Annotated in this window: 27 protein-coding genes, 1 pseudogene and 1 riboswitch; of the genes and pseudogenes, 13 read left to right on the top strand and 15 right to left on the bottom strand. The window is 35.1% G+C overall.

Going from position 1 to position 25,474, the window contains the following annotated elements; translation table 11 throughout:
• Positions 1-3: 3 nt before the first annotated feature.
• Positions 4-675 carry a recombinase family protein gene (locus NV377_RS00760; RefSeq protein ID WP_258199274.1) on the bottom strand — a complete coding sequence of 224 codons (672 nt, stop codon included), beginning with the start codon at positions 673-675 and terminating at the stop codon, positions 4-6.
• Positions 676-828, bottom strand: coding sequence for a hypothetical protein (locus tag NV377_RS00755; RefSeq protein WP_258199273.1), 153 nt, complete (start codon positions 826-828; stop codon positions 676-678).
• Positions 829-865: 37 nt separating this feature from the next.
• On the opposite strand from NV377_RS00755, the gene NV377_RS00750 reads away from it, so the two are divergent.
• Positions 866-1,240 carry a helix-turn-helix domain-containing protein gene (locus NV377_RS00750; protein ID WP_258199272.1) on the top strand — a complete coding sequence of 125 codons (375 nt, stop codon included), beginning with the start codon at positions 866-868 and terminating at the stop codon, positions 1,238-1,240.
• 214 nt (positions 1,241-1,454) lie between these two features.
• Here the strand turns inward: NV377_RS00750 and NV377_RS00745 are convergent, their stop codons facing one another.
• Positions 1,455-2,087 carry a hypothetical protein gene (locus NV377_RS00745; protein ID WP_258199271.1) on the bottom strand — a complete coding sequence of 211 codons (633 nt, stop codon included), beginning with the start codon at positions 2,085-2,087 and terminating at the stop codon, positions 1,455-1,457.
• A 526-nt stretch (positions 2,088-2,613) separates the two neighbouring features.
• Between NV377_RS00745 and NV377_RS00740 the strand changes: the two genes are divergently transcribed.
• A complete protein-coding gene (locus NV377_RS00740) occupies positions 2,614-2,745 on the top strand; it encodes a hypothetical protein (RefSeq protein WP_258199270.1) in 132 nt (43 codons plus the stop codon).
• 1,033 nt (positions 2,746-3,778) lie between these two features.
• Here the strand turns inward: NV377_RS00740 and NV377_RS00735 are convergent.
• Positions 3,779-4,894 carry a GTP pyrophosphokinase gene (locus NV377_RS00735; RefSeq protein ID WP_258199269.1) on the bottom strand — a complete coding sequence of 372 codons (1,116 nt, stop codon included), beginning with the start codon at positions 4,892-4,894 and terminating at the stop codon, positions 3,779-3,781.
• A gap of 237 nt (positions 4,895-5,131) precedes the next feature.
• A complete protein-coding gene (locus NV377_RS00730) occupies positions 5,132-5,833 on the bottom strand; it encodes a DUF2304 family protein (protein WP_258199268.1) in 702 nt (233 codons plus the stop codon).
• Between the two features lie 332 nt (positions 5,834-6,165).
• On the opposite strand from NV377_RS00730, the gene NV377_RS00725 reads away from it, so the two are divergent.
• Positions 6,166-6,684: a sigma-70 family RNA polymerase sigma factor gene (locus tag NV377_RS00725; RefSeq protein ID WP_373425795.1), complete on the top strand. Its 519-nt coding sequence runs from the start codon at positions 6,166-6,168 to the stop codon at positions 6,682-6,684.
• A 251-nt stretch (positions 6,685-6,935) separates the two neighbouring features.
• Here NV377_RS00725 and NV377_RS00720 read toward each other — a convergent pair whose 3' ends face one another.
• A complete protein-coding gene (locus NV377_RS00720; RefSeq protein WP_258199267.1) occupies positions 6,936-7,913 on the bottom strand; it encodes a hypothetical protein in 978 nt (325 codons plus the stop codon).
• Between the two features lie 188 nt (positions 7,914-8,101).
• Positions 8,102-9,382, bottom strand: coding sequence for a hypothetical protein (locus NV377_RS00715; protein ID WP_258199266.1), 1,281 nt, complete (start codon positions 9,380-9,382; stop codon positions 8,102-8,104).
• A gap of 245 nt (positions 9,383-9,627) precedes the next feature.
• Here NV377_RS00715 and sigK point away from each other — a divergent pair, with 245 nt between their 5' ends.
• Positions 9,628-10,197, top strand: coding sequence for an RNA polymerase sporulation sigma factor SigK (gene sigK, locus NV377_RS00710; RefSeq protein WP_258200325.1), 570 nt, complete (start codon positions 9,628-9,630; stop codon positions 10,195-10,197).
• Between the two features lie 164 nt (positions 10,198-10,361).
• Here sigK and def read toward each other — a convergent pair whose 3' ends face one another.
• Positions 10,362-10,880: a peptide deformylase gene (def, locus tag NV377_RS00705; RefSeq protein ID WP_258199265.1), complete on the bottom strand. Its 519-nt coding sequence runs from the start codon at positions 10,878-10,880 to the stop codon at positions 10,362-10,364.
• A 2-nt stretch (positions 10,881-10,882) separates the two neighbouring features.
• Entirely contained in the window at positions 10,883-11,125 is a 243-nt protein-coding gene (locus NV377_RS00700) for a helix-turn-helix domain-containing protein (RefSeq protein WP_258199264.1), read from the bottom strand.
• A 247-nt stretch (positions 11,126-11,372) separates the two neighbouring features.
• Here NV377_RS00700 and NV377_RS25855 point away from each other — a divergent pair.
• From NV377_RS25855 to NV377_RS00670, 7 genes and pseudogenes are all read left to right on the top strand, one after another.
• Positions 11,373-11,495: pseudogene (locus NV377_RS25855) on the top strand (RNA polymerase subunit sigma-70); the annotation flags it as partial.
• A 151-nt stretch (positions 11,496-11,646) separates the two neighbouring features.
• Positions 11,647-12,807, top strand: a complete 1,161-nt coding sequence (locus NV377_RS00695; protein ID WP_258199263.1) for a serine hydrolase domain-containing protein — start codon at positions 11,647-11,649, stop codon at positions 12,805-12,807.
• A 76-nt stretch (positions 12,808-12,883) separates the two neighbouring features.
• Positions 12,884-13,546, top strand: a complete 663-nt coding sequence (locus tag NV377_RS00690; protein WP_258199262.1) for a hypothetical protein — start codon at positions 12,884-12,886, stop codon at positions 13,544-13,546.
• A gap of 163 nt (positions 13,547-13,709) precedes the next feature.
• Complete coding sequence (locus NV377_RS00685) at positions 13,710-14,282, top strand: LOG family protein (RefSeq protein ID WP_258199261.1); 573 nt, start codon at positions 13,710-13,712, stop codon at positions 14,280-14,282.
• Positions 14,283-14,364: 82 nt separating this feature from the next.
• Positions 14,365-14,476, top strand: a riboswitch (TPP riboswitch).
• 76 nt (positions 14,477-14,552) lie between these two features.
• Positions 14,553-15,125, top strand: a complete 573-nt coding sequence (locus tag NV377_RS00680; RefSeq protein ID WP_258199260.1) for an ECF transporter S component — start codon at positions 14,553-14,555, stop codon at positions 15,123-15,125.
• A gap of 116 nt (positions 15,126-15,241) precedes the next feature.
• Positions 15,242-16,789 (top strand): ATP-binding cassette domain-containing protein, encoded by a 1,548-nt coding sequence (locus tag NV377_RS00675; protein ID WP_258199259.1) that lies wholly within the window; start codon positions 15,242-15,244, stop codon positions 16,787-16,789.
• Positions 16,755-17,519 (top strand): energy-coupling factor transporter transmembrane component T family protein, encoded by a 765-nt coding sequence (locus NV377_RS00670; RefSeq protein ID WP_258199258.1) that lies wholly within the window; start codon positions 16,755-16,757, stop codon positions 17,517-17,519. The genes NV377_RS00675 and NV377_RS00670 overlap by 35 nt, the downstream gene beginning before the upstream one ends.
• An 88-nt stretch (positions 17,520-17,607) precedes the next feature.
• Here the strand turns inward: NV377_RS00670 and NV377_RS00665 are convergent, their stop codons facing one another.
• On the bottom strand, positions 17,608-18,597 hold the full coding sequence (locus NV377_RS00665) for a TRM11 family SAM-dependent methyltransferase (protein ID WP_258199257.1): 990 nt from the start codon (positions 18,595-18,597) through the stop codon (positions 17,608-17,610).
• Positions 18,598-18,602: 5 nt separating this feature from the next.
• Entirely contained in the window at positions 18,603-19,034 is a 432-nt protein-coding gene (locus tag NV377_RS00660) for a zinc ribbon domain-containing protein (protein ID WP_258199256.1), read from the bottom strand.
• A gap of 157 nt (positions 19,035-19,191) precedes the next feature.
• Between NV377_RS00660 and NV377_RS00655 the strand changes: the two genes are divergently transcribed.
• Complete coding sequence (locus NV377_RS00655) at positions 19,192-19,854, top strand: uracil-DNA glycosylase (RefSeq protein ID WP_373425781.1); 663 nt, start codon at positions 19,192-19,194, stop codon at positions 19,852-19,854.
• 1 nt (position 19,855) lies between these two features.
• Here the strand turns inward: NV377_RS00655 and NV377_RS00650 are convergent, their stop codons facing one another.
• Positions 19,856-20,221 (bottom strand): response regulator, encoded by a 366-nt coding sequence (locus NV377_RS00650; protein ID WP_258199255.1) that lies wholly within the window; start codon positions 20,219-20,221, stop codon positions 19,856-19,858.
• A 232-nt stretch (positions 20,222-20,453) separates the two neighbouring features.
• Here NV377_RS00650 and NV377_RS00645 point away from each other — a divergent pair, with 232 nt between their 5' ends.
• On the top strand, positions 20,454-20,582 hold the full coding sequence (locus NV377_RS00645) for a hypothetical protein (protein WP_258199254.1): 129 nt from the start codon (positions 20,454-20,456) through the stop codon (positions 20,580-20,582).
• Here the strand turns inward: NV377_RS00645 and NV377_RS00640 are convergent.
• The 3 genes from NV377_RS00640 to NV377_RS00630 are packed head-to-tail and all read right to left on the bottom strand — an operon-like array spanning position 20,573 to position 25,350.
• On the bottom strand, positions 20,573-22,210 hold the full coding sequence (locus NV377_RS00640) for an extracellular solute-binding protein (RefSeq protein ID WP_258199253.1): 1,638 nt from the start codon (positions 22,208-22,210) through the stop codon (positions 20,573-20,575). The two genes, NV377_RS00645 and NV377_RS00640, sit on opposite strands and share 10 nt — an antisense overlap.
• 4 nt (positions 22,211-22,214) lie before the next feature.
• Positions 22,215-23,606, bottom strand: coding sequence for a response regulator (locus NV377_RS00635; protein ID WP_258199252.1), 1,392 nt, complete (start codon positions 23,604-23,606; stop codon positions 22,215-22,217).
• Entirely contained in the window at positions 23,599-25,350 is a 1,752-nt protein-coding gene (locus NV377_RS00630) for a sensor histidine kinase (RefSeq protein ID WP_258199251.1), read from the bottom strand. Before NV377_RS00630 ends, NV377_RS00635 begins: the two co-directional genes overlap by 8 nt.
• Positions 25,351-25,474 lie beyond the last annotated feature (124 nt).

The following is a 25,474-nucleotide window of genomic DNA, read 5'->3' as shown; positions in this document are numbered from 1 at the left end:
CGATTAATTCCCTCTTGTACTTATTCGATTCACTTTTAAGTAGATTCGAAAATCATCTAAAGTTTGAAAGTTACCATGTAACAAGGTTGAAAAGATTGTTTTTACCACTTTAATTTCATGTGGTACTAACACTATGCGAAATTTCTTTTTTCCATCACTTCCTCCTACTTCCCTTTTATATCTAAATGGCAGATTGGCTGGTATAGTTTTTCCAGTTTTGAACTTTGCAGCTCTCGTATCGCTAATCCTTTGTTTTAATTGAACTTCCTCATTTTCTGCAAATGAAGCTAATAGATATTCTATTGTGAAACCTTGCGGTGAATAAACCATTGGAAATTCATTGGCTGCACTAAAATAAACCTTAACTTTTTTTTCTTCAAATAAAGCGTACAATATCATGTGTTCTTCAACTTTTCTTGCCAATCGATCTCGCTTATACACGATAATCGTGCCTACTCTTTCTTCTTCAATATCTTTAATTAGACGATATAGCCAATGTCTTTCTTTTATCGAGTTTTTCACTGCTGACGTATCCTTATCCTCATAAAAACCGTCAATAAATAGACCATTTTGGTTTGCACACAAGAGTGCTCTTTCTTTTTGAAGTGCAATTGAATTTTCTTGAAATCCAGCTGAATTCCTCAAATATACAACCGTCTTTTTAGTTGAAATCATTTAGTTAATCTCCTTATTAATCATGGACATTAGCGTTTCTTTACGAAATTCAATATATAACTTTAGCCACTCACTCGCTGCTTGAGAGTCCTCAACATAGGTAATACTTGTAATCATAGGTTCTAGAATGGTCATCACTTTTTGTTTTTTCATAGATGTCTTCTATCCTTTCATTTTATGGAGGTGCACGATGCAAAACATTGGTCAAAGGATTCGCATATCAAGAGAGCAAAAGAAGCTTTCGCTAAATAAGTTTGCAGAATTACTTGGCGTTTCTCCTTCTTATTTAAGTAATCTAGAACGAGGGAACACGAAAAACATTGATTTAGATGTATTGATGTCATTAAATGAACAACTTCATCTATTTCCTTTAGAAACTAAGATGAATTCAAATAATGAATATGAACTTAGATTATCTCAAGTCACGAAATCAATTTTACAATTAAATCAATCTAATCCTGCGATTGCAAGCTTTTTGCTATCTCAGTTAGAGTATGGAGTTGAAACCTTTATCAATTCCTCTATGGATAGGATGACCCATCTTTCAAAAAGTATGCATAATTAAGAATATGTATTTTTATTTGAGAATGGTTACTCTGTATTTTCAATTAGCTCTAGAGATAACTGTTCAGCCGTTAGTGTCTCTCCGTAATTTTTTCGTTCCTGAGTAGTGTGCTCGTTAGTGGAATCTTCTTGTTGAATGATTTTATCTGCAATTCCAGATGTAACTGTTTTTGATGATTGAGAGGTTACTTTAAATTCATCATTATGAGATAGGATTATTGAGTATCAACATCTTGTTGGTCTGCAGTTTTTATGGAATCACTTGAATGTGATGAGTTAACCTGATTATGATTAACTACCGAATCAATATGATTAGAATTTGGTTTACGACCTCTGGTTTCTGTACCGCTTTTCTGCTCTTTAATTGTTTTGGCGCCTTTGATTTCAGCTGGTTTTTTTGTGATTTCTAATTTACTCTGTTGATTAGTTGATTGTTGCAGAACCTTGATTTCATCTGATAGGTTGCTTAGTGAGTCTTGTATTTTGGCAAGGATAAGTGAAAGCTGATTAGAATTGTCACTAATTTGATTTACTTTCTGTTCCATTTTTTGAGTACGAAGCTGAATATCATGAATCGAGGTATTTAATTGCACTGTTGATTGTTGAGATTTATCGCTGATCAGTTCTGATTGGGTCTCGTAGAAAGCATGAATATCTACTTTAGCAATATGGGTCATTTTTAGAAGGGAAGATAAATGTTGATTAAGAATCCCTTGAATTTGATCATTTAATTCGCTCAATTCATGAATTTGCACAAGATATTGTAGAGATTCCTGCGTAATACCTTTCTGATTCAAAAGCAGTAACTTTAAATTTTCGTGTAGCCAATCTTTAGAAAAGCTCGACATGGTCCCAACTCCTTCAGACTATTTCTACACTATATGCGGCTTGTATAAGGGGAATGTGTTGAGGCAAGTATTAATCTATATTTTCCAATCAATATATTTGGGGTGAATAAAAAAAACGATCTCACTAAGTGAAATCGTTTTTGATCTTCGAAATTATGATGTTAATAAGACTATTTCAATTGCTACTGTAGAGTAAAGTAGCTTGATGATTTAATATATCAAATTCAATTATGCCAACAGCTCTAGTTTTTAAATGAGAATAAAGCCTTATAAAATAACTAGCTAGAGTTTCATTTCTTTTTACTGAGAAATCTTTTATACGATGATGATTATTCTTCTCACATAATCCAGTAATATTTTAAAATACGACATAGCTACATTCTATACTGTTAGTTTAGCACTAGAGTATGTTTTACAGCCATTTCTGATAACTTTCTTGTATTCACTAACCTTGCTCATGCAAGGTTGTCACATGAATCTACTTACTTCTCAAAAGCTTCACCAGTGACCTAGGTGGAGCCAAAGCGTGAATACAGTGTTAGCTGATGGAACTTGCTTTATCGATCAACTACTGACTGGTCTTACAGTTCTAGAGACTAAGCCCGAGATTATAAAACTAAGGATACAAACAGAAAATATTATTCCTAAAATAAATTGAAAAAATGGTAGTACGACAATATAACCATACTTTTCAAATAAATCTTCATTCAAAGTAATTTCTGAATAGCTATAAAAAGGTATCAGTCCCTTATAAATAATCATCAGCATATAGTAATAAAGATAATCACTGTTAAAACCATCTCTTATCATTAACTCAATTTCCGAGTCAGAATATAGTTTAAAAATTTCATTGTTCTGAAAATACACGTAACCAAATATTAACCCTATACAAAATAAATTAATTAATATAAAAAAAATAATATTTCCAAAAAGGAAAGGGAAATTAAAAAAATTGTTTATTGTACTTCTAATAAATACAAATGAGAAATATATAATAAGTACAACTATTACACTAAGTAATTTTATATTAGTTCCAATTTCACTGAACACTGAAATTAAAACCAACGTATAATTTAAAAAAATGAATAAATTCATAACGTATTGAACTCTGTTGAATAGTTTGTCTTTGAAATCATAAAAAGACATGAATTTCCCTATACCAACTATTAAAACCAACGAAACAAAAATACCAATATATTGAAGTATTTTAGGCTCCTTAAGTGAATTAACTATGAAGAAATATGATAAACATGGTAAATATACAATTACGTTTTTATTAGTCCCACTATGAAATATATATAACATTCTAAAAAGCAATGTCTTTTGTTCTCTCCGTGTGTTTACACGACTCAAAATATCAAGATCAAAAGAATAATTAAGTGTATCTTTTATCTTCTTTTTTTTTATATATTGGTAAATTGTATAAATTATTGATGAAAGTGAATATATCAATCCTAAAAATCCTAAAATCATTTGTATTAACATAACGTTATTATCCTATTCTTTGATTTCTTTCTGCTAACGATTAGGTATTCACACGTTCATTCCCCTTAGATAGTTTTTATCTTTGGGGAATGGATGTGTCTGCAACACTTCTCCGAATCACTTTCTGCATACCCAGAGAAAATGCCCGATGAGAGAATATAATGTTAGACGCAGTACCATCTTCAGCGACCAATCAAACTATTATATTAATTTACTTCTTCATCATCTGAAAAGAACTCGTCTTCAAAAGAATAATCTTTATCATAATATTTTTCATTCTCGTCAACAATTAAATTATATGTATTAATAATTGTCTCTATATCTATCCCTAAAGAAGAGAAATAATTAACGTCTTTTCGATCTATGCCTGTCCAAGAATTTCTCCATGCTTTCGCAAAATATAAATTTATATCGTTAATCATCATAATGTTCCTCAATAAGCCTATATAATTGGTAGGTTCATACACAAATTTATGCGTATCATTTCCAATAATTTTATCGATGTCCGCTAATGTAGATATTCTATATAATTTCAGTTCACTAACTATCTTTTTACTCCCTTTATTGAATGTACGTTCTATTAAGTTCTTATCAATTAATTCTTTGAATTTATTATTCAAATAGTTTCTTAATGAAGTAGTATTAATCAAAACATTCAAATCATCATTTTCTACCTTGTAACTAACTTCTTTATCGTAGGTATTTATCTCTTTTGCCAAGTTATCAAATTCTCTATCAACTAACTCTAATGTAGCAGCTGCAAGAGAGAATCTTCTCTGAATATCATTTTCTGTAGGTAAGTCACCGATAAATTTGTAATTTCTATCATGCGAAATATCTGCCCAAGCATGCTCAAGTATAGTTCTAACTTGTATCTCGAAATTTAAATCTTTAAACACATTATATTCGGGTAATCTAAGCCTTTCATCTGTTAATTTCGCTACATAATGAATCGATCTATAACCAACCTTATCATTCCCAAGTTCCTTTGTTTTGTCTATACTATGATCAGGATCAATATTAAATAATGGCTTAATTATCTCGCAACATTGTAAGACTTCACTCTTAACAAACATAATAACTCTTATTCCAGCCATATCCTTAATTTCACTTTTAGGATCTTTGTACTTCTCTTTACTAGCCTTTTTTGAAAAGCTCTCAATATCTTTTGCTCGACTTGAAATTGTATAATACGAAATGCCTGAACTATTCAATACTTCCCTAATAATTGATTCGACTTTATTAGCAAGATTTTTATAGGTTGGTCTGCTATTCACATACCATTTGATAATTTCATCAATATTTTTTTCATTGTTCTCCATTTATTAACCCCCATTTTTAATGTTAAGTATTTTAGGTAATTCATATAACACCTCTTGTGTTCACGACGCTCGACGAAGTCGAGTGTGTCCGGCTGCTATTGCTTCCCTGCCAATATCATCTGTCCGGACCGAGGGGCTAATGCCCCGATGCGTGAACACATTGTTATATGCTGTCGGACCATCTCGAGTTATCCATAATTTAAAAACCTAGCATAATTATGCTAGGTTGGATAAAAGCTAGATTGCCTCGATCATTTTAGATACTTTTTCGACCAATTTATTAAATATGTCAATCACAATTTTTGCACTATATCCACATACAAAGCTCAATAGTTCAGGAGAAACTGAGAAATCGCCCAGTGTTCCATCAGGCTTAAAAAAGATAACCACCAGAACAATAGGAACAACAATTGCTAACATTAACCGTATTGAAACATCTAGTACAGAAGCTAATTGTTTGTTATTAAGCTGGTTACTTTCGATATGAGTCAGTAATTTTGTTGCCATGTACAATAGTGCTCCAGCAATACCAAAACTAATTAGTTTGCTAGAAGTGGACACTCCGAAAAAATTATTTATCCATCCAGGCACATCAAAGAATGATATCAATAGTACAACTAAAAAGCTCCCAACATAAACCGAAAGAAAAGCAGGAAAAAAGTTCAATCTTGTATATGTTGAATTAAATTTAATTTCAAGTATTGTTATCTTATGTTTAAATTCATATATATTGTTTACTGATAATACAGTCGTATTTATCTCCTTTTCTAATTCTAAACATTCAATTGCAAAGTCATTTAATCTTCTGTTTATTGAAGGTAAAAAGGTTGAGAAGAACATTCCCATCGCATTCTTACTTCTATCTCTTAAAACTTGAATTATTATATCGAGCCTATTCAGCAAGATTCCCTTCTCTTCAATAAGTTGTTCATTAGTCAATTAGAACCCCTCCAATAAATCAATCTAGTATATATAATAAAGGTTATTCCAAATATGTCCACATATTTAGACATATTTCCCATTAAGTCCGATTGTATATAACATCCTTTATATGAAGCACGTGTGACATCTAACAAAATATATATTAATAATTCAACACATGACTAATAAGATAGATTAATATCTTCACACATTAATTTTACCATAATCTCAATTAATGTTATATCTTGAATATATTACCTAACACTGTTTATAATGAAAGAAACTCTCCCTCACTGCCTGTTCACCAACACCTTACGTCTCTCTTTCCCCTTCTTCACTATCAGCACACGCTGCTGCAGCACAAAAGCATTGCGTCGGACTTCGACCATATCGACAAAAAATTCGATAACACTGGCGAAGATCAAGAAGATCTCATTTTCATCGGAACGATCGGCTTAATTAAAGCGATTGAAAGCTTTCAAACTGGTAAAGGTACAAAGCTCGCTACCTTTGCCGCAAGATGTATTGAGAACGAAATACTTATGCACCTCAGATCTTTGAAAAAGACTCGTAAAGACGTTTCTTTGCATGATCCGATTGGCACTGATAAAGAAGGCAATGAGATCGATTATATTGCCGATCAAGTACAATTAGAAATGGAAAAAAGTAAAATATATAAAAACTTGAGTATATTAGATGATCGTGAAAAAGAGGTTGTCATTACCCGATTTGGACTGCTCAATGGTGGGGATGAGCGTACTCAGCGTGAAATTGCTAAGGATCTTGGAATAAGTAGGAGTTATGTTTCTAGAATAGAGAAGCGTGCGTTGATGAAGCTCTATCATGAATTTTATAAGGGGAAGAGGTAATTGCTAAAAAATAAAGCTGATAGTCGGAATATAAGATATAATACCAACAAATGAATGCACCTCTAAGTTGGGATTACGATTTTGTAAAATAAATCGCAATCCCAACTTAAAAGTGCTTTTTGTATGGATATCACAGGAGTAATTCTTCATATTGGATATATGCTCAGGCTGACTTATAAGTGAAATAACTAGTTTCGATATGAAATCTTCAATTAGAACTGTACGAAGATCTATAATTCTTCTTGAATATACTAATCATTGATATGTCCCGGTGCTTTTGAATAACTCTGAGAAATTATTTGTCCTTTTCTATAATGTATTTGATTTGCAATATCTCTAATTTTGTTTATTAGCCATAAATATGTTGTCGTATTCTCACGATAGTCAGCTTCTCCATACATATCAATTCTTTTATCAACTCTGAGTTGATCCACCTGTCGAAATTCCTTTAGCCCACCTTTAGGATAAACTGCAAATGTACTGCCTCCATTTTGTTTTAACATGGAAAATGCGGGAACATCGCTGGGACCATCAGCTACATAAATAATCTGATCGAATGGTATTCTTCTAATAGCCCTGTCAATAGAAGAATTAACATTAATTTCTTCGTTAATATTAGTGCCTTTATTTATTTCAAATATCGCTCTTGTTTTAGAAGTATTATCAACTGTATACCCTATCTGTGTAATCTCTTTTTCTTCATTATACGGAATGGTTGTCTTTTCATATTCCTTAAATTCAATTGTGGATTTTATTGGTTCTTCAATAAATTCACACCCCCATATACCTTTTACATACTTCGCAATCTGAGATCCCCTAATCATTTCCGCCATGCCTGTACTAACAATATAATGTTCAACCGTTATATTATACTTTTGATATTTTTCATTGTTATCTATTAATTCTTTTGAATGTGCTAAAAAATCCGGCATTCCTGGATAATACTTCAACTCTTTTCCTAACTCGAATAATATAGAATTATTTAATCCCTTAAATATTCCTTGACGAACACATGTTAAAAAATGATTCAGATAAATTGTGTCACTATTTATTCTAATATCCGGTTTCTGTATCTTATACTTTTCTTCAAGCTCATTTACTTCTTGCCAAAATAGTGAACCATCCACACTATATTTTTCAAAAATTGGAGTTTGCATATATTCACTGATAAGTGTTTTATCAAAATCCCATACTACAGCTATGACGTTTTGTTCAAATGGACTAAACATAAATACCCCCATTAAATATTTATTTTCATAACCCCAAAATGATCCATCCTTAGAAGGTAAGTATCATAAGCGGGATAGTTTCTAACCTACTTTATCTACTCTGATTACATATCTGACAATCAAGAGACGTAAATCCCGCACCGTGAAAGGTTCACATGAATTATCTGGCATCTCTAGTGAAACACTAACTACGTTTTAAGGATACAGACTAATTTATCAAACTCTTCACTTATAACACTGAAATTATCCTCACAGTTCTTTCGATAAGTAGTTTTTCTTTGTGCTTTAACCTCATCCGTAAAGTGTTTTTCGATATCACAATTATGTTTTTTAAAATATTCATTTGAATTGAAACTCGGAAAGGGTACAATTAGCCCCCCCGTCTTGTTAAATATCAACCCCTTAACTTTGAACAAACTTAACAGTTGCCTCAAATTATAATCATTAGTTAGAAAAAACGGAATAAAAAACCTTCCTTTCCCTCCTAATTTAAGCCAATACTCCATAATCCGCGGAACAGAGAAATCCCATGCTATATTTTCAATTTGTCGCAAAAGCTTTTCTGAATTCATACCTTTGTTTACTTTATTCAACATATTCACATTTTTAGAGTCTAAAAAAAACATGTGTGCAACAATGAATTCTCTTTCATAATAAATTCCTAGCACATTATTAGCGAATTCGAACAATCTCTCTACCCTTCTTGGAACAGTTGTCTTAGATCCAAATTTAATTTGGAGTGTCCCAATAATTAAAAGAACCATAGCCTTATGAATTTGTTGAAAAGTGTCCATCATCTCGTCAATTTTACTCGAATTAAAGAGACCATTGAAAATCTGATCTGCCGAGATCAATGCTTCATCTTCGTTAATTAAGTAGGATAATTTACCCTTTTCAATGTAGTTCTTTGAATCTATGGATTTAAATAATTCCATACTAACCAAATTACGATAAAATTTTGCCCTCTTATCCTTTTTAGAGACTGCATCCTCTAAATCATCCAGTTTAAATGAATTTTTATAATTTTCGATCATATAAAACAAATAATCATAATGAAAGTTTCCCCTTATTAATAAATCAATTGTTTGAAACACCTCGTTGTTCATACCTGACCAATTAGTATTTCTAACAAAGTTATCAATGTAACTAGCATAGTTTGTATCAAGCATTATAGAATAATCTAGTTCAAATTTCGTATCAGCAGATTGATTAGTAATTATTTCTGCAAGCAATTCGTTTTCAATAAAATAAAGTTTTTCAGAAGCAAAATATGGAATAAAATGACTATCTGCATTATCAATTAGTTTTTTTATCCCCGCAGGATATGCACTTCTGTGATAGTTTTCAAGCGAAACTATTGCTCGAGTACCATCTTCGTTATCCATAAATATCCATGCTTCTAATACTTCTCTAGGTTCAACTGCATTAGAAATCAAATATAATCCTTGCGCAAACCTCTCAGTAAACATATTAATTTCTCCTTATAAGTAGCAACAGGTACTCTTCTTATAGATTTTTTAATTAATTGATCTAACAAAATAGACAATTAGAATTTAACCCATGACTAATAAGATAGATTAATGTCTAATTACATCAAATTTTACCATATATTCAATTAATGTTATATCTTTAATATACACCTCCATACTGAGTCAATGAAAAAATCACTCCCTCTTCACAGCTTGTCCACCAAAACCTTACGTCTCTCCTTCCCCTGCTTCACTATCAGCACACGCTTCTGCAGCACGAAAGCATTACGTCGGACTTCGTACACATCGTCAAGAAGTTTGATAATACTGGCGAAGATCAAGAAGATCTCATTTCCATCGGAACGATAGGCTTAATAAAAGCGATTGAAAGTTTTCAGACTGGCAAAGGAACTAAGCTTGCTACCTTTGCCGCTCGATGTATTGAGAACGAAATACTTATGCATCTAAGATCTTTGAAGAAAACTCGTAAAGATGTCTCCTTGCATGATCCGATTGGAACTGATAAGGAAGGCAATGAAATTACTTTGATCGACATTCTCGGAAATGATATTGACGATATTGCTGATCAAGTACAGCTTGAAATGGAAAAAAGTAAAATTTATAAAAACTTGAGTATATTAGATGATCGCGAGAAAGAAGTTGTCATTACGAGGTTCGGTCTGCTCAATGGCGGAGATGAACGTACACAGCGTGAGATTGCGAAGGATTTGGGGATTAGTCGCAGCTATGTGTCTCGAATCGAGAAACGTGCGTTAATGAAGCTTTATCATGAGTTTTATAAGGGGAAGAGGTAGTAACGTGAGACAAAGCTTATCTCGTAAATGAAGAACACGCCTATAACATAGCCAAATTAAAGCCCCTTAAGTTGGAAATACGATTACGTAAAATAAATCGTACCCCTAACTTAAGGTGCTTTTTTTCATGGGAATAGGAATCTATACTGAAAAGTAAATTACGATTACATGCCTTGATTAGTTAATCTAATAACTTTATGCAAGTCAATTCTTTGCTTGGTGTGCTCATTATATAACCAACCTTCTTGAACGTGATCGACAAAGAGAATTCCCTTTAAATGATCAATTTCATGTTGCATACAACGCGCAAGATAATCTTCTCCAATAAGAATTACTTCATCTCCTTCTCTAGTTAGAGATTTTATCTTTACTTTATTCGCTCTCTTAACATAACCCCAATAACCTGGATAGGATAAGCATGCTTCAGTGCCAACTTGCTCACCGGACATGTCTAATATTTCAGGATTAATCAGTTCAATTAAACCTTCTCCACAGTCCATTACAATCAATTGTCTTAGAATACCTACTTGAGGTGCAGCAAGACCAGCACGACCGTCAGTTTCATATAGGGTATCAATCATATCGTCTAACAGTCTGATCGTTTTACCATGTAGATCTACGACTGGCTTAGCAATTTTCCGTAATATTGGATCTCCGAAGGGTAGAATGCCCTTTATACTCATACTTAAGCTCCTTTTACATTTTGTGGAGGCACATACACCCACAAATCATTAGGTGTACATTCCAATGTCGTGCACAAAGCATCTAGTGTATCGCTTTTCATTTGTCTAGGTTGACTGGTTAATAAAGCACTAATTGAAGCAGCAGACAAATTGTAATTAGCTCTCTCCTTTAAAAGTCTAGCTAGCTCAGCACCTGTCCAAATCTCTTTTTTGGCAATAACCTGCCGTAACATCCATACGAGCATATGTAACACCTCTTCAATATTAGGTACTACCTTACTTTTTAAGGTAGTAGTTAAAATAATTAGCTAACAACTAATATATTATAATTTAACATAATTGGTATCTAAAATATATTTAAAGCGGTCTCATTAAGATGTATCCTATCATGTTCTTATTTGCACTTCTAAAAATTGAAACGAAATCACTCTGTGCGACATCCGTTGTGAAGATATAGATGATATTGCTTACGAAGTATAGTTTAAAACAACGAAAGATCTTGGGATTAGTCGGAGTTATGTTTCTCGCATCGAGAAACGTGCGCTAATGAAGCCCCCTCATGAGTTTTATAATGCTAAATATAATTATTTGAGACACGGTTTATCTCGGAAATGAAGAACTCTGATATCAGCTTTTTGTTCTCGCTTATTACTATCATTAAGTAATTTTCACAAGAACTATTTTACTAATTGATTCCAGTAATGTTAATATATTTATGTGTTTATTAATAGATTCATTAATAATTATATCTAAAGGGGGATTTCATATGAAAGAGATATCATTCAGTTCGCTGGAACAAGCAGGTATATCAGTCGATGGGGTTCAACGTATTCGAACAGCAGCAACACAAATGGTTGAAGATAACATTACGCCAACGCAAGTTATTGTCGCTGCGAGAAGAGGAACTTTACTTGTACATCAAGCGGATGGAAAATTCGGACCTGAGCCAGAAGCACCAAAATTAACTGTCGATGCGTTATTTCCACTATGCTCTATAACGAAATTATTTACAGCCACATCTATTATGATGTTAGTTGAGCAAGGGCGTATCGGACTTAACAGACCTGTATCAGATTATATCCCTGAGTTTACTGGAGAAGGAAAAACTAACGTTTGTGTGCATCATTTGTTAACACACACTTCTGGTCTAGACACCGAAGCTATTCGCAGTAATGAAATTGCTTTACGTGAAAAAGGTGAAATTCCAGAACCTGAGCCTAATCAAGATCCGGATATTCATAGCTTTTTATACAGCGGTTATACTGCTCCCCTCATCAGCGAACCAGGAACCATTATGTCTTATTCTGGTTATGGTTATGAGCTATTGGGTGAAATCATACGACGAGTTAGTGGACAAGCTTATGATAAATTTGTTCATGAAAATCTCTTTCAACCCATTGGTATGACGAACACCTATTACTGTGTTCCGCAAGAAGTAAGAAAAAAAGTGGTTAGACGTATACCAGAAGCTGCTTGTGCCGAATGGATAGAGTCCGAATACCAATTAAATTCAATATCAGCTGGCGGCGGAGCTTACTCAACTGCGATGGATCTCGCTATTTTCGGTCAAACGTTTCTTAACGGTGGAATCTATAACGGGGTAAGACTACTTAGTCCTGTAACTGTAAAAGAAATGACTCGTAATCAAATTCCTGGAGTCTCATCACAATATAGAGATGAAGTTTTTCCTGAAGCGTACTGGGGATACGGCTGGGCGATTAACGGAACGAAGAGAGATGGCGGTGACCTATTATCTGCAAATGCGTATTCACATTGGGGTGCAGCTGGTCCTTTCCTTTGTGTAGATCCTATTTATCAAACGGTAACTGTTCATTTTTCTGTGGAACTAGATCACCAAAAACCATTCAAAAATATGTATGTCGATTACTTTAATAATACCGTTCTTGCCGCGATCATAGATTTGTAAATGAATGATTTAATAGTTTAATCCTTCATTTAATGATATAATAAACCAACATATTACAAAGGAGGTACATTCATTAGTGTCAACATTTAACAAAGTCACAATTGCTATTATTACTTCAATATTTCTTCTAGCAGGTTGCTCTTCATCTGAGGGCAATAACGATTCTGCAATTAAGAACAACGAACAAGCAAAAGAAGGTACTACTAATTCTCCTGCAACTAACAATGAATCTGCCGACACAGATAGAATTTCATCTATCGAAGTAGATAAAAATATACTAACTGTAGATATTACTCTGCCCGCTTCTATGTTTAAGGATAAAAACATGGACGAAGTAATTGCTGCTGCAAAAGACGAAGGTGTTAAAGATGCAAAAATCAACGATGATGGATCTGTTACGTATACATATCCCAAATTAGTTCATAGCAATATGATGAAAGAAATGAAAGAAGAAGTAATTCTGTCTCTTGAAGATATGAAAACAAGTGATGATTTCACTTCAATAAAAGACGTTAAGTACAATGATGATCTTACAGAGTTCACACTAATCGTTGATAAAGCAGCTTTTGAAGGCGGATTTGATGCTTTTGCATCATTCGGAATCGGTATCCAAAGTATGTACTACCAAAACTTTAATGGCGTTGCTTCTGATAAAGTAAAAGCAACCATTGAAATTCAAGATGCAACCACCAATGAAGTTTTTGATACGATTGTTTATCCCGATGATATAGCTAACTAATATATTTGGATATTGACCCTATAGAGTAGACACTATTAACAGTCTACCTTATAGGGTGTTTTTTTAAATCCTTCATAATTACATATATATAGACTATTCGCTTATAAAAGTAGTATAATCACACAAGATATAGATACACAATTAATTAGAATTGAGGACTATTATGAAAACAATTGCAGTATATTGTGGTTCGAGTATGGGGGCATCCGAAGTATATCGTGATGCAGCGATAAAACTCGGTAAAGAATTAGTTAGACGAAAGCTAACACTAGTATATGGTGGAGCGTCTGTCGGAATTATGGGGATCGTCGCTGATACGGTACTTCAAGAAGGTGGAGAAGTTATTGGAGTCATTCCCACATTACTTGAGCAACGCGAAATTTCGCATCATGGCCTTACCGAGCTCATTAAAGTGGACAATATGCACGAGCGTAAACATAAGATGATCGAATTAGCCGATGGCTTTATTGCATTACCAGGCGGACCTGGTACGATGGAAGAGTTTTTCGAAGTATTTACTTGGAGTCAGATCGGTTTACATCAGAAACCATGTGGCTTATTGAATGTGAATGGCTATTATGATCATCTCTTATCATTTTTCGATCATATGCAGCAAGAACAGTTTTTGAAGCCAATGTACAAAGAGATGAATCTTGTAGCTAACGATGCTGCGGACTTACTTGATCAATTTTCTAGCTTCACTCACCCAGGCTTGAAAACATACGAGAAAGTTTAGACTTTTTACTTCAATGGAAACTTTGTTCTCTAAAACTATTGTATAATATGGCAAATTGTAGTAAGTTATAAGACAGTTGCATATGAAACCGTCCGGGTGCTTGAGGAATCAGGCTGAGATAGTAGCTAGTTACCGCTACTGACCGTTGATCTGAACTGGATAATACCAGCGTAGAGAATGGGGTTCAAGAAGAAATTTTTCTGACCGTCTGCGTATTACCAGACGGTCTTTTTATGCTTCCACCATATAAATTATTTGGAGGTTAGCAATGTGAAAAAATTAAAGCTTACAGATGTTGTAGTTATCATGATGATTGGAATTGTTTTCGGAGTTATTATGCATTTTTGGAATTCGCTTTATGACGTAATTAAGCCACTCCTTCCTACTTTACGTCAGCTGTTCTATGGTATGTGGTTCATGGTGGGTCCATTCGCATATTTAGTGGTACGTAAACCTGGGGCTGCTCTTATCGCTAGTATCGCTGGTGCTGCACTATCCTCAATTCTTGCATCGGCAGGCTTAGAAGTATTAATCTATGGATTTGTACAAGGACTTGCTGCAGAACTTGTATTTGCTAGTTTCAGATACAAAAAACATAATCTAGTCGTTGCAGGTTTTGCTGGAGTTCTCTCATGCTTAGGAAGTTTTATGTTAGACCTTGGTTATGGTTATGCAGATCTTGAAACTTGGGCTTTAATCGTAAAGTATGGATTACGAGTTATTAGCGCATTTATCTTCACAGGTATTTTCGCGTATTATATTGTCCTTGCATTAGAGAAAACAAAAGTTACTTCGTTGGTGCGTCCGATAGACCAGAAGGAGTTCGAGCAGTTACAAAAGTAAACTTTAGAGGAAGTTCAATAAGCGGACTTTGATAACGATGAATGGCTAAGAAGTATATCCGACATCAGCGAACTTGGGAAATCCAGTACGCATGTACCAATTTGGAGGGGTAGAGTTTGTCTAATATCGCAGTCAGTGTGGAGCAATTACGTCTTAAATTCAGTGGAGAGCAGAAACTAATCTTCCAAGATTTCACCTTACAAATCCCTGAGGGACAAAAGATTCTTATTCTCGGTCCTAGTGGCTCTGGAAAATCTACATTGCTTCAAGTACTTAGTGGTATTATTCCTAACTACTCCTCTGTTCCGATGCAATGTACATCGATTCAAACTCCAGAACATTGGGGTTTTGTTTTTCAAGACCCAGACACACAATTTTGTATGAGCTATGTTGATGAGGAACTTGCTTTCGTATTAGAAAATCGTCAAATGGCTCGTGAGTTAATGGAACCTACAATGCATCATGTACTCGATATAGTGGGTCTACAACTACCATCACTCCATACTCCGATCGGAAAGCTGTCGCAAGGTATGAAGCAACGACTTGCTCTCGCGGCTGTATTATTGTTAGAGCCTCACACCGTTTTCCTTGATGAACCTTCTGCTCTACTAGACCCGGAAGGGAAACGACTTATTTGGGAAAGCTTACGAAATAGTTTACAGCAGCATACTGTCATTGTTGTTGAGCATCATGTGGATGGCATACTCGAATGGTTTGATCGGGTTATTATATTGAACGAATCAGGTGTAATTGTTGCTGATGATACCCCCTCTTCTATCTTCCAAACTCAGCAGCAATTACTTCTTCAATATGGGATTTGGTATCCAAATATATGGCAGACTTATTTGTCTCAACATCAAATTAGTTCTAACTATCCTGCTGCGCAGACAAATGCTAATGTCATTGTTGAACTTGAGCAGTTCAGTGGTTCACGAGGCGGTCACAAACTCATTGAAATTGAGAGGGCAACTATTGCTGAAGGATCATGGATTGCGATCACAGGTGCTAATGGAGCAGGAAAAAGTTCATTACTACTTGCTCTCGCGCGTCTTATCGATAGTAGTGGACAATATAAAATATACGATCAATCGATCAGCACAGGCAAAGCAAGAAAAGCAACGGTACCTCAGGAAATCTCATTTGTATTTCAAAGTCCCGAACTACAATTTATCGCTGATACGGTCTATGACGAATTGCTCCATTCCTATAAGCTGGCCGTGGCTCAGTCGTATGACAATAATAGTAAGGCTCAGCAGGAGCACAAAGTTCATCATAATTACAAAGAGACGATTCAGAACTTATTTACCCAATTCAGATTAGATATGCCATTAGATCGACATCCCTTTGAATGTTCAGTTGGACAGAAACGACGACTTAGTATATTAACTGCGATGGTAGAGCAACGTCCGATCCTTTTACTTGATGAACCTACCTTTGGTCAGGATGCAGCCAATACATTTACAATAATTGAGAAGCTTCAACATATGAACGCACAGGGCATCACTATTATTATGATTACACATGACCCTGTTATTGCTTCGCTTATTGCGAGTGAGGAGTGGCATATTACGGATGGTCGTCTACATTCGATTACGATCAACGATCGACTCGCAGAAAGAGGTGTCACGAATGGACAATGTTTGGAATTGGTTCGTACCAACTAAGTCAACTTGGCTTCATAATGTCAATCCAGCACTCAAATTCGTTATCTTGATGACTATGATGATCTTTCTCTTTTTCAGTCGTAATACGGAGCAGTACATTTTACTATTTATAAGTTTTAGTATTTTGCTATGGACGATGAGCGGTTTCCCGCTTCGTAAATTAGCTTTGCTACATATTCCAATTGTGATCTCGGCTATATCATCAGCCGTTACACTCTTGTTATTCGGAAGAGGTAAAGATGTTGTATGGCAGTGGGGAATTATGAAAATCTCCAATGAGAGCATTGCTTCAGCAGCTCTTATTGGCAGTAAGTCTATCCTACTTGGAATCATTAGTCTTATCCTATTGTTAACTACTTCACCTACCTTATTACTATATTCTCTTATGCAACAATTACGTTTACCTGCCAAATACGTCTATGCATTTATGGCTGGCATTCGCTTAATTCCAATGATCATTGAAGAGTTTAATATTCGTACACAAGCACTTAACGTACGGCGTGTTCAATTGCGTAAAGGATTTCGTTCAATTTATAATAGGATGAAATTATATTTGATTCCGCTCCTTGCGCAAAGTATACGGCGTGCTCATCGAATTGCGATCTCAATGGAAGCGAAGCAATTTCAGGCGAAAAGAACTTATTATTATGTAACTAGATATAGCGTCAATGATGTGATTCTGTTGGTCTATGTTAGCATTAGCATCATTATTACATACTCCTTTAACTAGTCTTTGCTAATAAACCTAATAAAAGCTGTCTTACGGATGAATGATCATTGACCTGATCGTACATCCGTAAGACAGCTTTATTTTATTATCACGAAATAGTACATAGAAATACATCACGTTTGAAATGCGATTTTTCGATACAACCTTCATCCTCGATATAATAGCCAAGTTGAACTAATTCTTGTTTAATTGGCTCAACTGATACAATTATCACTCTGCTAGCTATTGTAGATAATGCCTTTAGCATGCGATATCGCTCTTCCTGAGGAAGAACAGAGCAATGATTATAGGGGAGATCGACAATTACCACATCATATTTCGTTTCTAATTCTATCATATTATGAATGCGTATTTCACAATGATAATCGAATGCAGCCATATTTTCTCGTGCGCCAACGACAGCAAGTGGGTTGATATCTCCACCTGAAGACTGGATCCCTTGTGAGCATGCTTCCATTAATACTGTACCGATTCCACAACATGGATCGAAGAAATGGATGTCCTCTTTCAATGTCGGCACCGCAATATTAACTAATGAGCGAGCAACTTTCGTACTTAAAGCAGTAGAATAATGCCGTGGTTTATCATTATGTCGTTGCCAGATGGGATCATGATACTCAAGCACGCCAAACACCCAACTCTGTTCGAGCTTTGTAACTCCAAGTAGTAATTCTGGCTGCTTCAAATCTACCTCGCCCTTCACTTGACTCCCAAGGCTTTGTTCAATTATTCGGCGCTTTTGGTAATTAATTGGCTCTACTTGTTCGTCTTGCATTTCATCAAGTGCAATAACTTTATACCTTCCGGTAACCGGAGGTAGCTGTGATACTTTATCGATCAATGTATCTAGATCAGAGCCTTCACACCATATCGCTAGCCGATACTTGACGAATGGACTTCGATTGACATGATGTTGGATTTCACTACGTAATAGAAGCGTAGAGTAATCTGCATCAAAGCTAACGCCCCACAACGCTCTCATTTCCATACTACATAACGATCTTTCTTGCTCATGACAAGTAATCCGATATACATAATCTGCTACACTTGTCGTATTGGATACGTGTTGCTGAATCATCGTGTCTATTCCTTTTTATCTAGCTTGTTATTAGGATCAATTAATTCTGCCGAATTATTGCTAATCTCGATGTTGGGGATATCATGAATTGGGAACGGTGCATGACATTGCGCACATTCTCTAGCATCAAAAGCATTATCATGATGACAATGAGGACATGACTTTTCATCGTTAAGATTGTGGATTTGAAGTATATTTTGTTCTATTTCAAATTTCAGTATATCAATTTGTTCTAATTCACTTGCAAACAAGGATGGTTCTAGCGAAATATTTTGATCTACAAATTGTGAGACCTTTTCACCGATTTGCTTGTATAGCGAGTTAATTTCCGATTGCTTCGAGACATTAATAATTCGTAGTTTATTCACTTCCACCACGATTTTCGCTTTGTGTCCTGCTTCAGAGACACCACTCTTAATTTTATCAATTAGACTCATATGTCATACTCCTAAACTTTTTATTGCTTCTCGATTTTGCTACCTTCAGATAAAAAGTAACATCGGAAGCTTAATTCACACATCTCTCGCTAGGGGTTGATTCTATCATAAGCTTATAGTATCGTTCACCTTAGAGTATTAGAAGGGAAGAATAATTATGCGATTACCTAACAATCATTGGGGAAAAATACTGCAATCAGAGTGCAGTAAACCCTATTTTGATCAGCTTTCACAATTTATCGAACTAGAATACGAAAAGCATATAATATATCCAACGAACAATCAAATATTTTATGCACTACAATTAACTGATTACGATCAAACAAAGGTAGTCATATTAGGGCAAGACCCTTATCATGGAGAAGGTCAAGCTGAAGGATTAGCATTTTCCGTTGGAAATCATATGCCATTGCCACCATCTTTGCGTAATATAATGAAGGAACGATCTAGTGATATAGGAATTTCCGAATCCGGGAACGGATCATTAGTGGAGTGGGCAAAGCAAGGTGTTCTACTATTGAATACCGTACTTACGGTACGAGCAGGAGAAGCAAATTCTCATCAGCATAAAGGTTGGGAATTGTTTACTGATGCTATCATTTCTAAGTTAAGCAGTAAAGAGGAGCCAATTATTTTCGTATTGTGGGGTAAGCCTGCACAACAAAAAAAACAGCTAATTGCTCCTCATCACATCATTATTGAGTCTGTACATCCTAGTCCACTAGCAGCCTATCGGGGCTTTTGGGGAAGTAAACCTTTCTCCAAAATTAATGAACATTTGATTGCATTGGGTCATTCACCTATTGACTGGAACAACTAGACTATACACGATCAAATAGTTGATCTATTGCTGCTACAATGCGGTCTCCTTGGAAGGGCTTCACGATGAAGTCCTTCGCACCAGCAGTAATCATCTTCATAATTAGATTTCGTTGCCCCATCGCAGAACAAACGATTATTTTTGCATTAGGATGCTGCGCTAATATTGCTTCTGTTGCTGCTAAACCATCCATAATAGGCATCGTAACATCCATAGTTACAATATCAGGTTTATATATATCATACAAACGAATAGCTTCTTCCCCATTTGCGGCTTCTGCAACGACCTCATATCCGTTATCTATAAGTATGTTTTTCAAAATTAAGCGCATAAAAGAAGCATCATCGACGATCATAACACGTTTCATCTTGCACACATCCTTCGATAATCATTGTTAAAGTATATTCAATTGAACTGAACAATAACTGAAATAATTAAAAATTCACCAAGTTCGCTTCATATTCGATGTCGAATGAGCTTCCTATTTCACTTCGTTATCAAAGTCTGCTTGTTGAACTTCCTCTTTCAATAAAGGTTTAATAAGCGGGCTTTCAGAATCGAGAAGATGGAGCAAATTTTCGGAAGGAGGAAACTCAAGTGTGCGTTATTGGTACACGAGTACCGGACATCCCAAATTCGCTTCATATTCGATGCCGAATGAGCTTCCTATTTCACTTCGTTATCAAAGTCCGCTTGTTGAACTTCCTCTTCCTCTATATTATTTTTGAGATTCATATGCTTGCGTAGCCTCCTTCAACACATGCACCCCTCCAGAACTGAGCCATTCCTCAACGAATTGATCAAATGCATCGATAGGTAATTCTCCAGTTATAATTTTCAAGAAATAATCCATTTCTAGTGTGATTAACGTATCCCAATACTCCTCGTAAGCCTCGGTATGCTCTATATTATAGCTTTCGACCATGACCATAGGTTCCTTGGATATTTTCCCTCCTAATAAATATGCCTGAGTATTGCTCCACGCTTCCATATCTTTCTTCGGTTGCTCCGTTTCTTTCACAACATAGTCATATAGTTTTGCAAGTTCAGAATTAAGAGTCGATACATCTATATCACCATTCATCGCTTGCACAAGCGTATCGTAACGCTTAGTTACACCATCGGGATCATCTAATAGTAGATCAAACGGGAAATAATTACGAAGTTGTATCCCCAGTTGCTGAGCGGTAACTCGAATCGCTTCACTACTCTCGTCGTCTACTCCTACATGTCTCTCCAGTTTCGTTGTTAAGTTCAATAGTTTAACTGCTACTTCTGGATTACTATAATTTTTGCGGATAACAAGATAGCGATCGGTTATTGGGGATATTTTCGTAATAAATTCTCCTTGTTCGCTTAATGGAACTGCAAATACATTCCACTCTGCTTTCGTATCTTGAGAAACTGAACCATTCAACGGCCAGATAGGTGCCCACCATGGAGCGAACATAATGCCCATATGATTTTCCGTAACAGGTATACTAGCATCCTTCCGAATCATGAAGTCACGATCTATAATCCCTTTATCATACCATTCTGCTAAACGAATTAATGCTTGCTTCGTTTCCTCTTGAATGGATCCATACACGAGAATCCCTTCTGAGTTAACAATCCAATTTTGTGGAAAAGAATGATAGGCTGAGAAAAAAGAGTTTAAGCCGAATACGCCAGTTTTGTCTTGATATACTAATGATTTTTCAACTGGAATTCCTAACGTATCATCTTTTCCATTCTCATCTGGATCTTCATGAATAAATGCATAGGAGATCTTCTCAATGTCAGCAAGTGTCCTAGGCTCAGGAAGATTTAATTTGTCTAACCAATCTTGGCGTACCCACAAATAGGTAGGTGCATCTGCTTCTATTCCTACATTAGGTAACGCATATAGTTTCTGATCCATTGTAGCTTCCTCAAGAGCTTTACCATCCGTTGCATCGTAAATAGACTTTACAAGTTCAGAGCTGTGCTTCTCATATACTTCTGTGAGATCTGCAATCATATCATTTTGTACTAGGTAATATAATTGTTTACGATTAACGATGAACATATCTGGCAAATCATTACTCCGAATGGAAAGATCTATCTTCGCATTATATTGCTCCTCACCGCCTGCATCCCAGCTGTATTGAATAATAATTCCTGTTTTTTCGAGTATGTAGCGAGACATGAAATTCTCTTCTCCAATATCACCTTCAGGTAATTCTATATCAGAGTAAGAATAGGGAACTCTTAAAATAATAGGATCCGTATATATATCTTCTATTACATTGGAAGCTTCATTATTAGGTGTATTTGTACAACTTGTAATGAACAATGAACAAGCTAAGAGTAACCATATTCGTTTTATAGTTTTCATTGTATCACCTCACCTCATAATGCAAAGAACGATATTCTGTTGGATATACCCCTAGTTGAGTTTTAAACGTGCGGCTAAAATATTTATGATCATCAAAGCCAATTTTATTTGCTATTTCTGAGATACTAAATTGCGAATTAAGTAGTAACTGTTTGGCCGTTTCAATGCGTAGATGACGTAATACTTCCCCAAATGACACACCAAAAAAACGTTTAAAGCACTGACTAAAGTAACTTCTACTCATTCCTACTTGATATGCTATATCATTCTGATTCAATTCAGACCCAATCTGATTATGCATATATTGAATGGCTTTTATCATACAGATCACAACGTCATGAGATAAGGTCAAATCAGTCATTCTACCTCGTAATTGTAGTGATAATTGTAACAACCACTGTTCTATTTTGATCCATTGAGATAGATCTGGAACAGGCAGAGGTGACTCGGGATCATCATCTTGCCATTTCATTGTTTGAACAAGCTGAGTATAAAGATCCTCCGCCAATTGAATGAGTAATTGGGGGTCTGGTTGTATATTAAGTGTAGTCCGCTGCCAACGCATCCATTCTTGGGGGTATAGTAACCATCTATATTGGACTTTCTCATCGTTCCATTGCTTCAATTGTTGTTCTCGGATCACATCATCTTGTTGTGATAACAATTGATCTAGTTCGGTTTCACTGATTACCAGATAATCATCAGTTGATGCATAAAAATAAAAATTCAAAAATCCGGTTTTTAGCCAATGTTCAACATCAACATGATACCGCTGATCACAATTATCAATAGTGATTAGAGATGCATATTGCAATATATTTGCTCGTTCTAGTTCGACGATTTCCTTTGTGTTATTACCTTCAATCTGTAATAAGCGCTTAGTTATCTCGTTATACGATAAACTTGAAGGTAGTTGCTCTTTCATATAATAACTATCAACCTTTGTTGTTCCTTTCAACAACAAGTAAACTCCGCCCTGATAAAAATTGGTTTGTTCTTGAATTTTCTTTTCTTTATCTCGTTTTAATCGAGATAAAATTCGCGTAACCGTTTCATCTACATTATCTCTATTGAGTAATGTTTTTACGATATAATCAATAGCTCCAATCTGAAGTGCTTCTTGAACATAATTAAATTCATGATGACAAGTTAATATTACAAATTGAACTTCCGAATGTTGCTCTTGTACCCGCTTCATTAACTCAAACCCATTCATGATAGGCATCGTTATATCTACAAACATAACATCAACATGATGTTTTGAAAGGAACTGAAGTGCTTGTATACCATCTTTCGCTTCACCAATGAACGAAATGCCATATTGCTGCCAATCAGTTAATGATAGTAATCCTTTTCGAACCATTCGCTCATCATCAACAACAAGTGCGTTAATCATAACGTTCCTCCTCTAGAGTTAATGGAATAATGACGGATAGACATGTACCTACTCCAATTTCACTTTCAATTTCGAGATAACTTGAGTCACCATAGAAACGTTCTAATAAGCGTTGTACATAACTAAGTCCGATACCCATTCCGATAGATGAGCTTTCATATCTACGTTCTAATATTTGTTGTATCGTCAACTCGTCTACACCTGGACCATTATCTCTAACTTCTAACTTTAAAGTCGTATCAGAATTCTGAATGATTGAGATAGAGATTAGACTAGTACCATCACTTCTACCATGATAAATTGCATTCTCAACCATCGGTTGTAGTAAAAATCTCGGAACTGAAATAGATTTCAATCTGTCATCTACATCAATGACAAACTGTAGTTCATCTTCATAACGAATATAATGTAGATCAATGTAGTTTTGTAATGCAGCTAATTCTTCTGAAATCGTTACGATAAGACTTCCTTTACCCATATTGTAATGTAAGACTTTCACAAGCAAAGTAACTATTCTATCAATGTCATCCTGCTCGTTGGCTCGGGCTATCCATTGAACAGTATTTAACGTATTGTGTAGAAAATGTGGATTGATCTGACTTAGTAACTTCTCTATTTCTAATTGAGATTTCTTACGTTCGTTCAAGGAAACCTCTGCAATTAGTTCATTTACCGTTCGCTTCATAACACCAAAATTATTGAGTAAAGAATCAAATTCTTCAATTCCTATATTTTTAACAGGTGCTTCGCGATCACCTGTCATACGAACAATTTCTAAATTAACACGCCTTAAGGAACCATAGACTTTACGCCATATCATCATCGCTATAATAAATGCTAACACGAGTGAACCTAGCACTAAGGCAATCATACGCCATAACCACTCATTAATTTCATGATTGTATTCGCCCTTTTGTACTGCTATGACAAGCTTCCAGCCTTGAATACTCTCGTAGCCAAACACATAATTTCCTTCGAGCTGTTCGAGTCCATTGTCGACCATTTGCCAATTCAATGATTCAGGTGCAAAAGGAGGATCACCAACATCCGCGTAGATTACTTCATTTTGCTCAGAGATTAAGTAATGATGAACGGGCATAGCGTACCAATTACTGTTCATCATTTTCCGGAACATATTATAATTTGATTCTAAGTAAATATAGATTGAATTTTCACTGCTCGTTTTCACTTCACGGATTGATGAAAACACAATGTTTTCATTATTTTTGTATTGTGTAGTATGAGGACCAAAGTAAGCGGTACCATTGTATCTGATAAAAAGCGGTAGATTATCAATATTAAAATCATCTCTAACAGTTAAATTATTAAACAATATAGATTTTTCCATATTTTCATGGTAATACACCATCAAACCTATATTGGGATTTGTAAAGTTAACAACATTGAATGTGTCATCGATATACTGAATGAGGTTTGCTTTTTCAGTTAACTTCTCTGATTGGATATATTCATTGACTCGAGTAGCTGTTTGACCATCTAATGCAAACTGTTTCGATACAAAATCCATATTACTTAGTAGATTTTCTATTCCCATTGCTTCTTGTTTCAAACTCGCTTCAATACCTGCTGATATTTTATGTTTCAATATAGAGTGCATGGCAGAATAAGTATAACCCGCTAATAAAGCAGGTGGACATAAACAAGCAATTAACAAATAAATAACGAGCGTTCTTCGCAAAGTACTCCGTTTGAACAACTGCCGTATTCTATTGATGATCTTCATGCATCAGCAACCTCATTTATATACTTTATTAACATTGTAAACAAAATAGCGAAATATGGAAACAGTTTAAAATAAAGTAAGGAAACTATTTAATAGTTTCCTTACTTTATTAATACTTTACTTA

The organism is Paenibacillus endoradicis, assembly GCF_024721975.1.
This window is presented reverse-complemented; position numbering and strand designations above follow the sequence as displayed.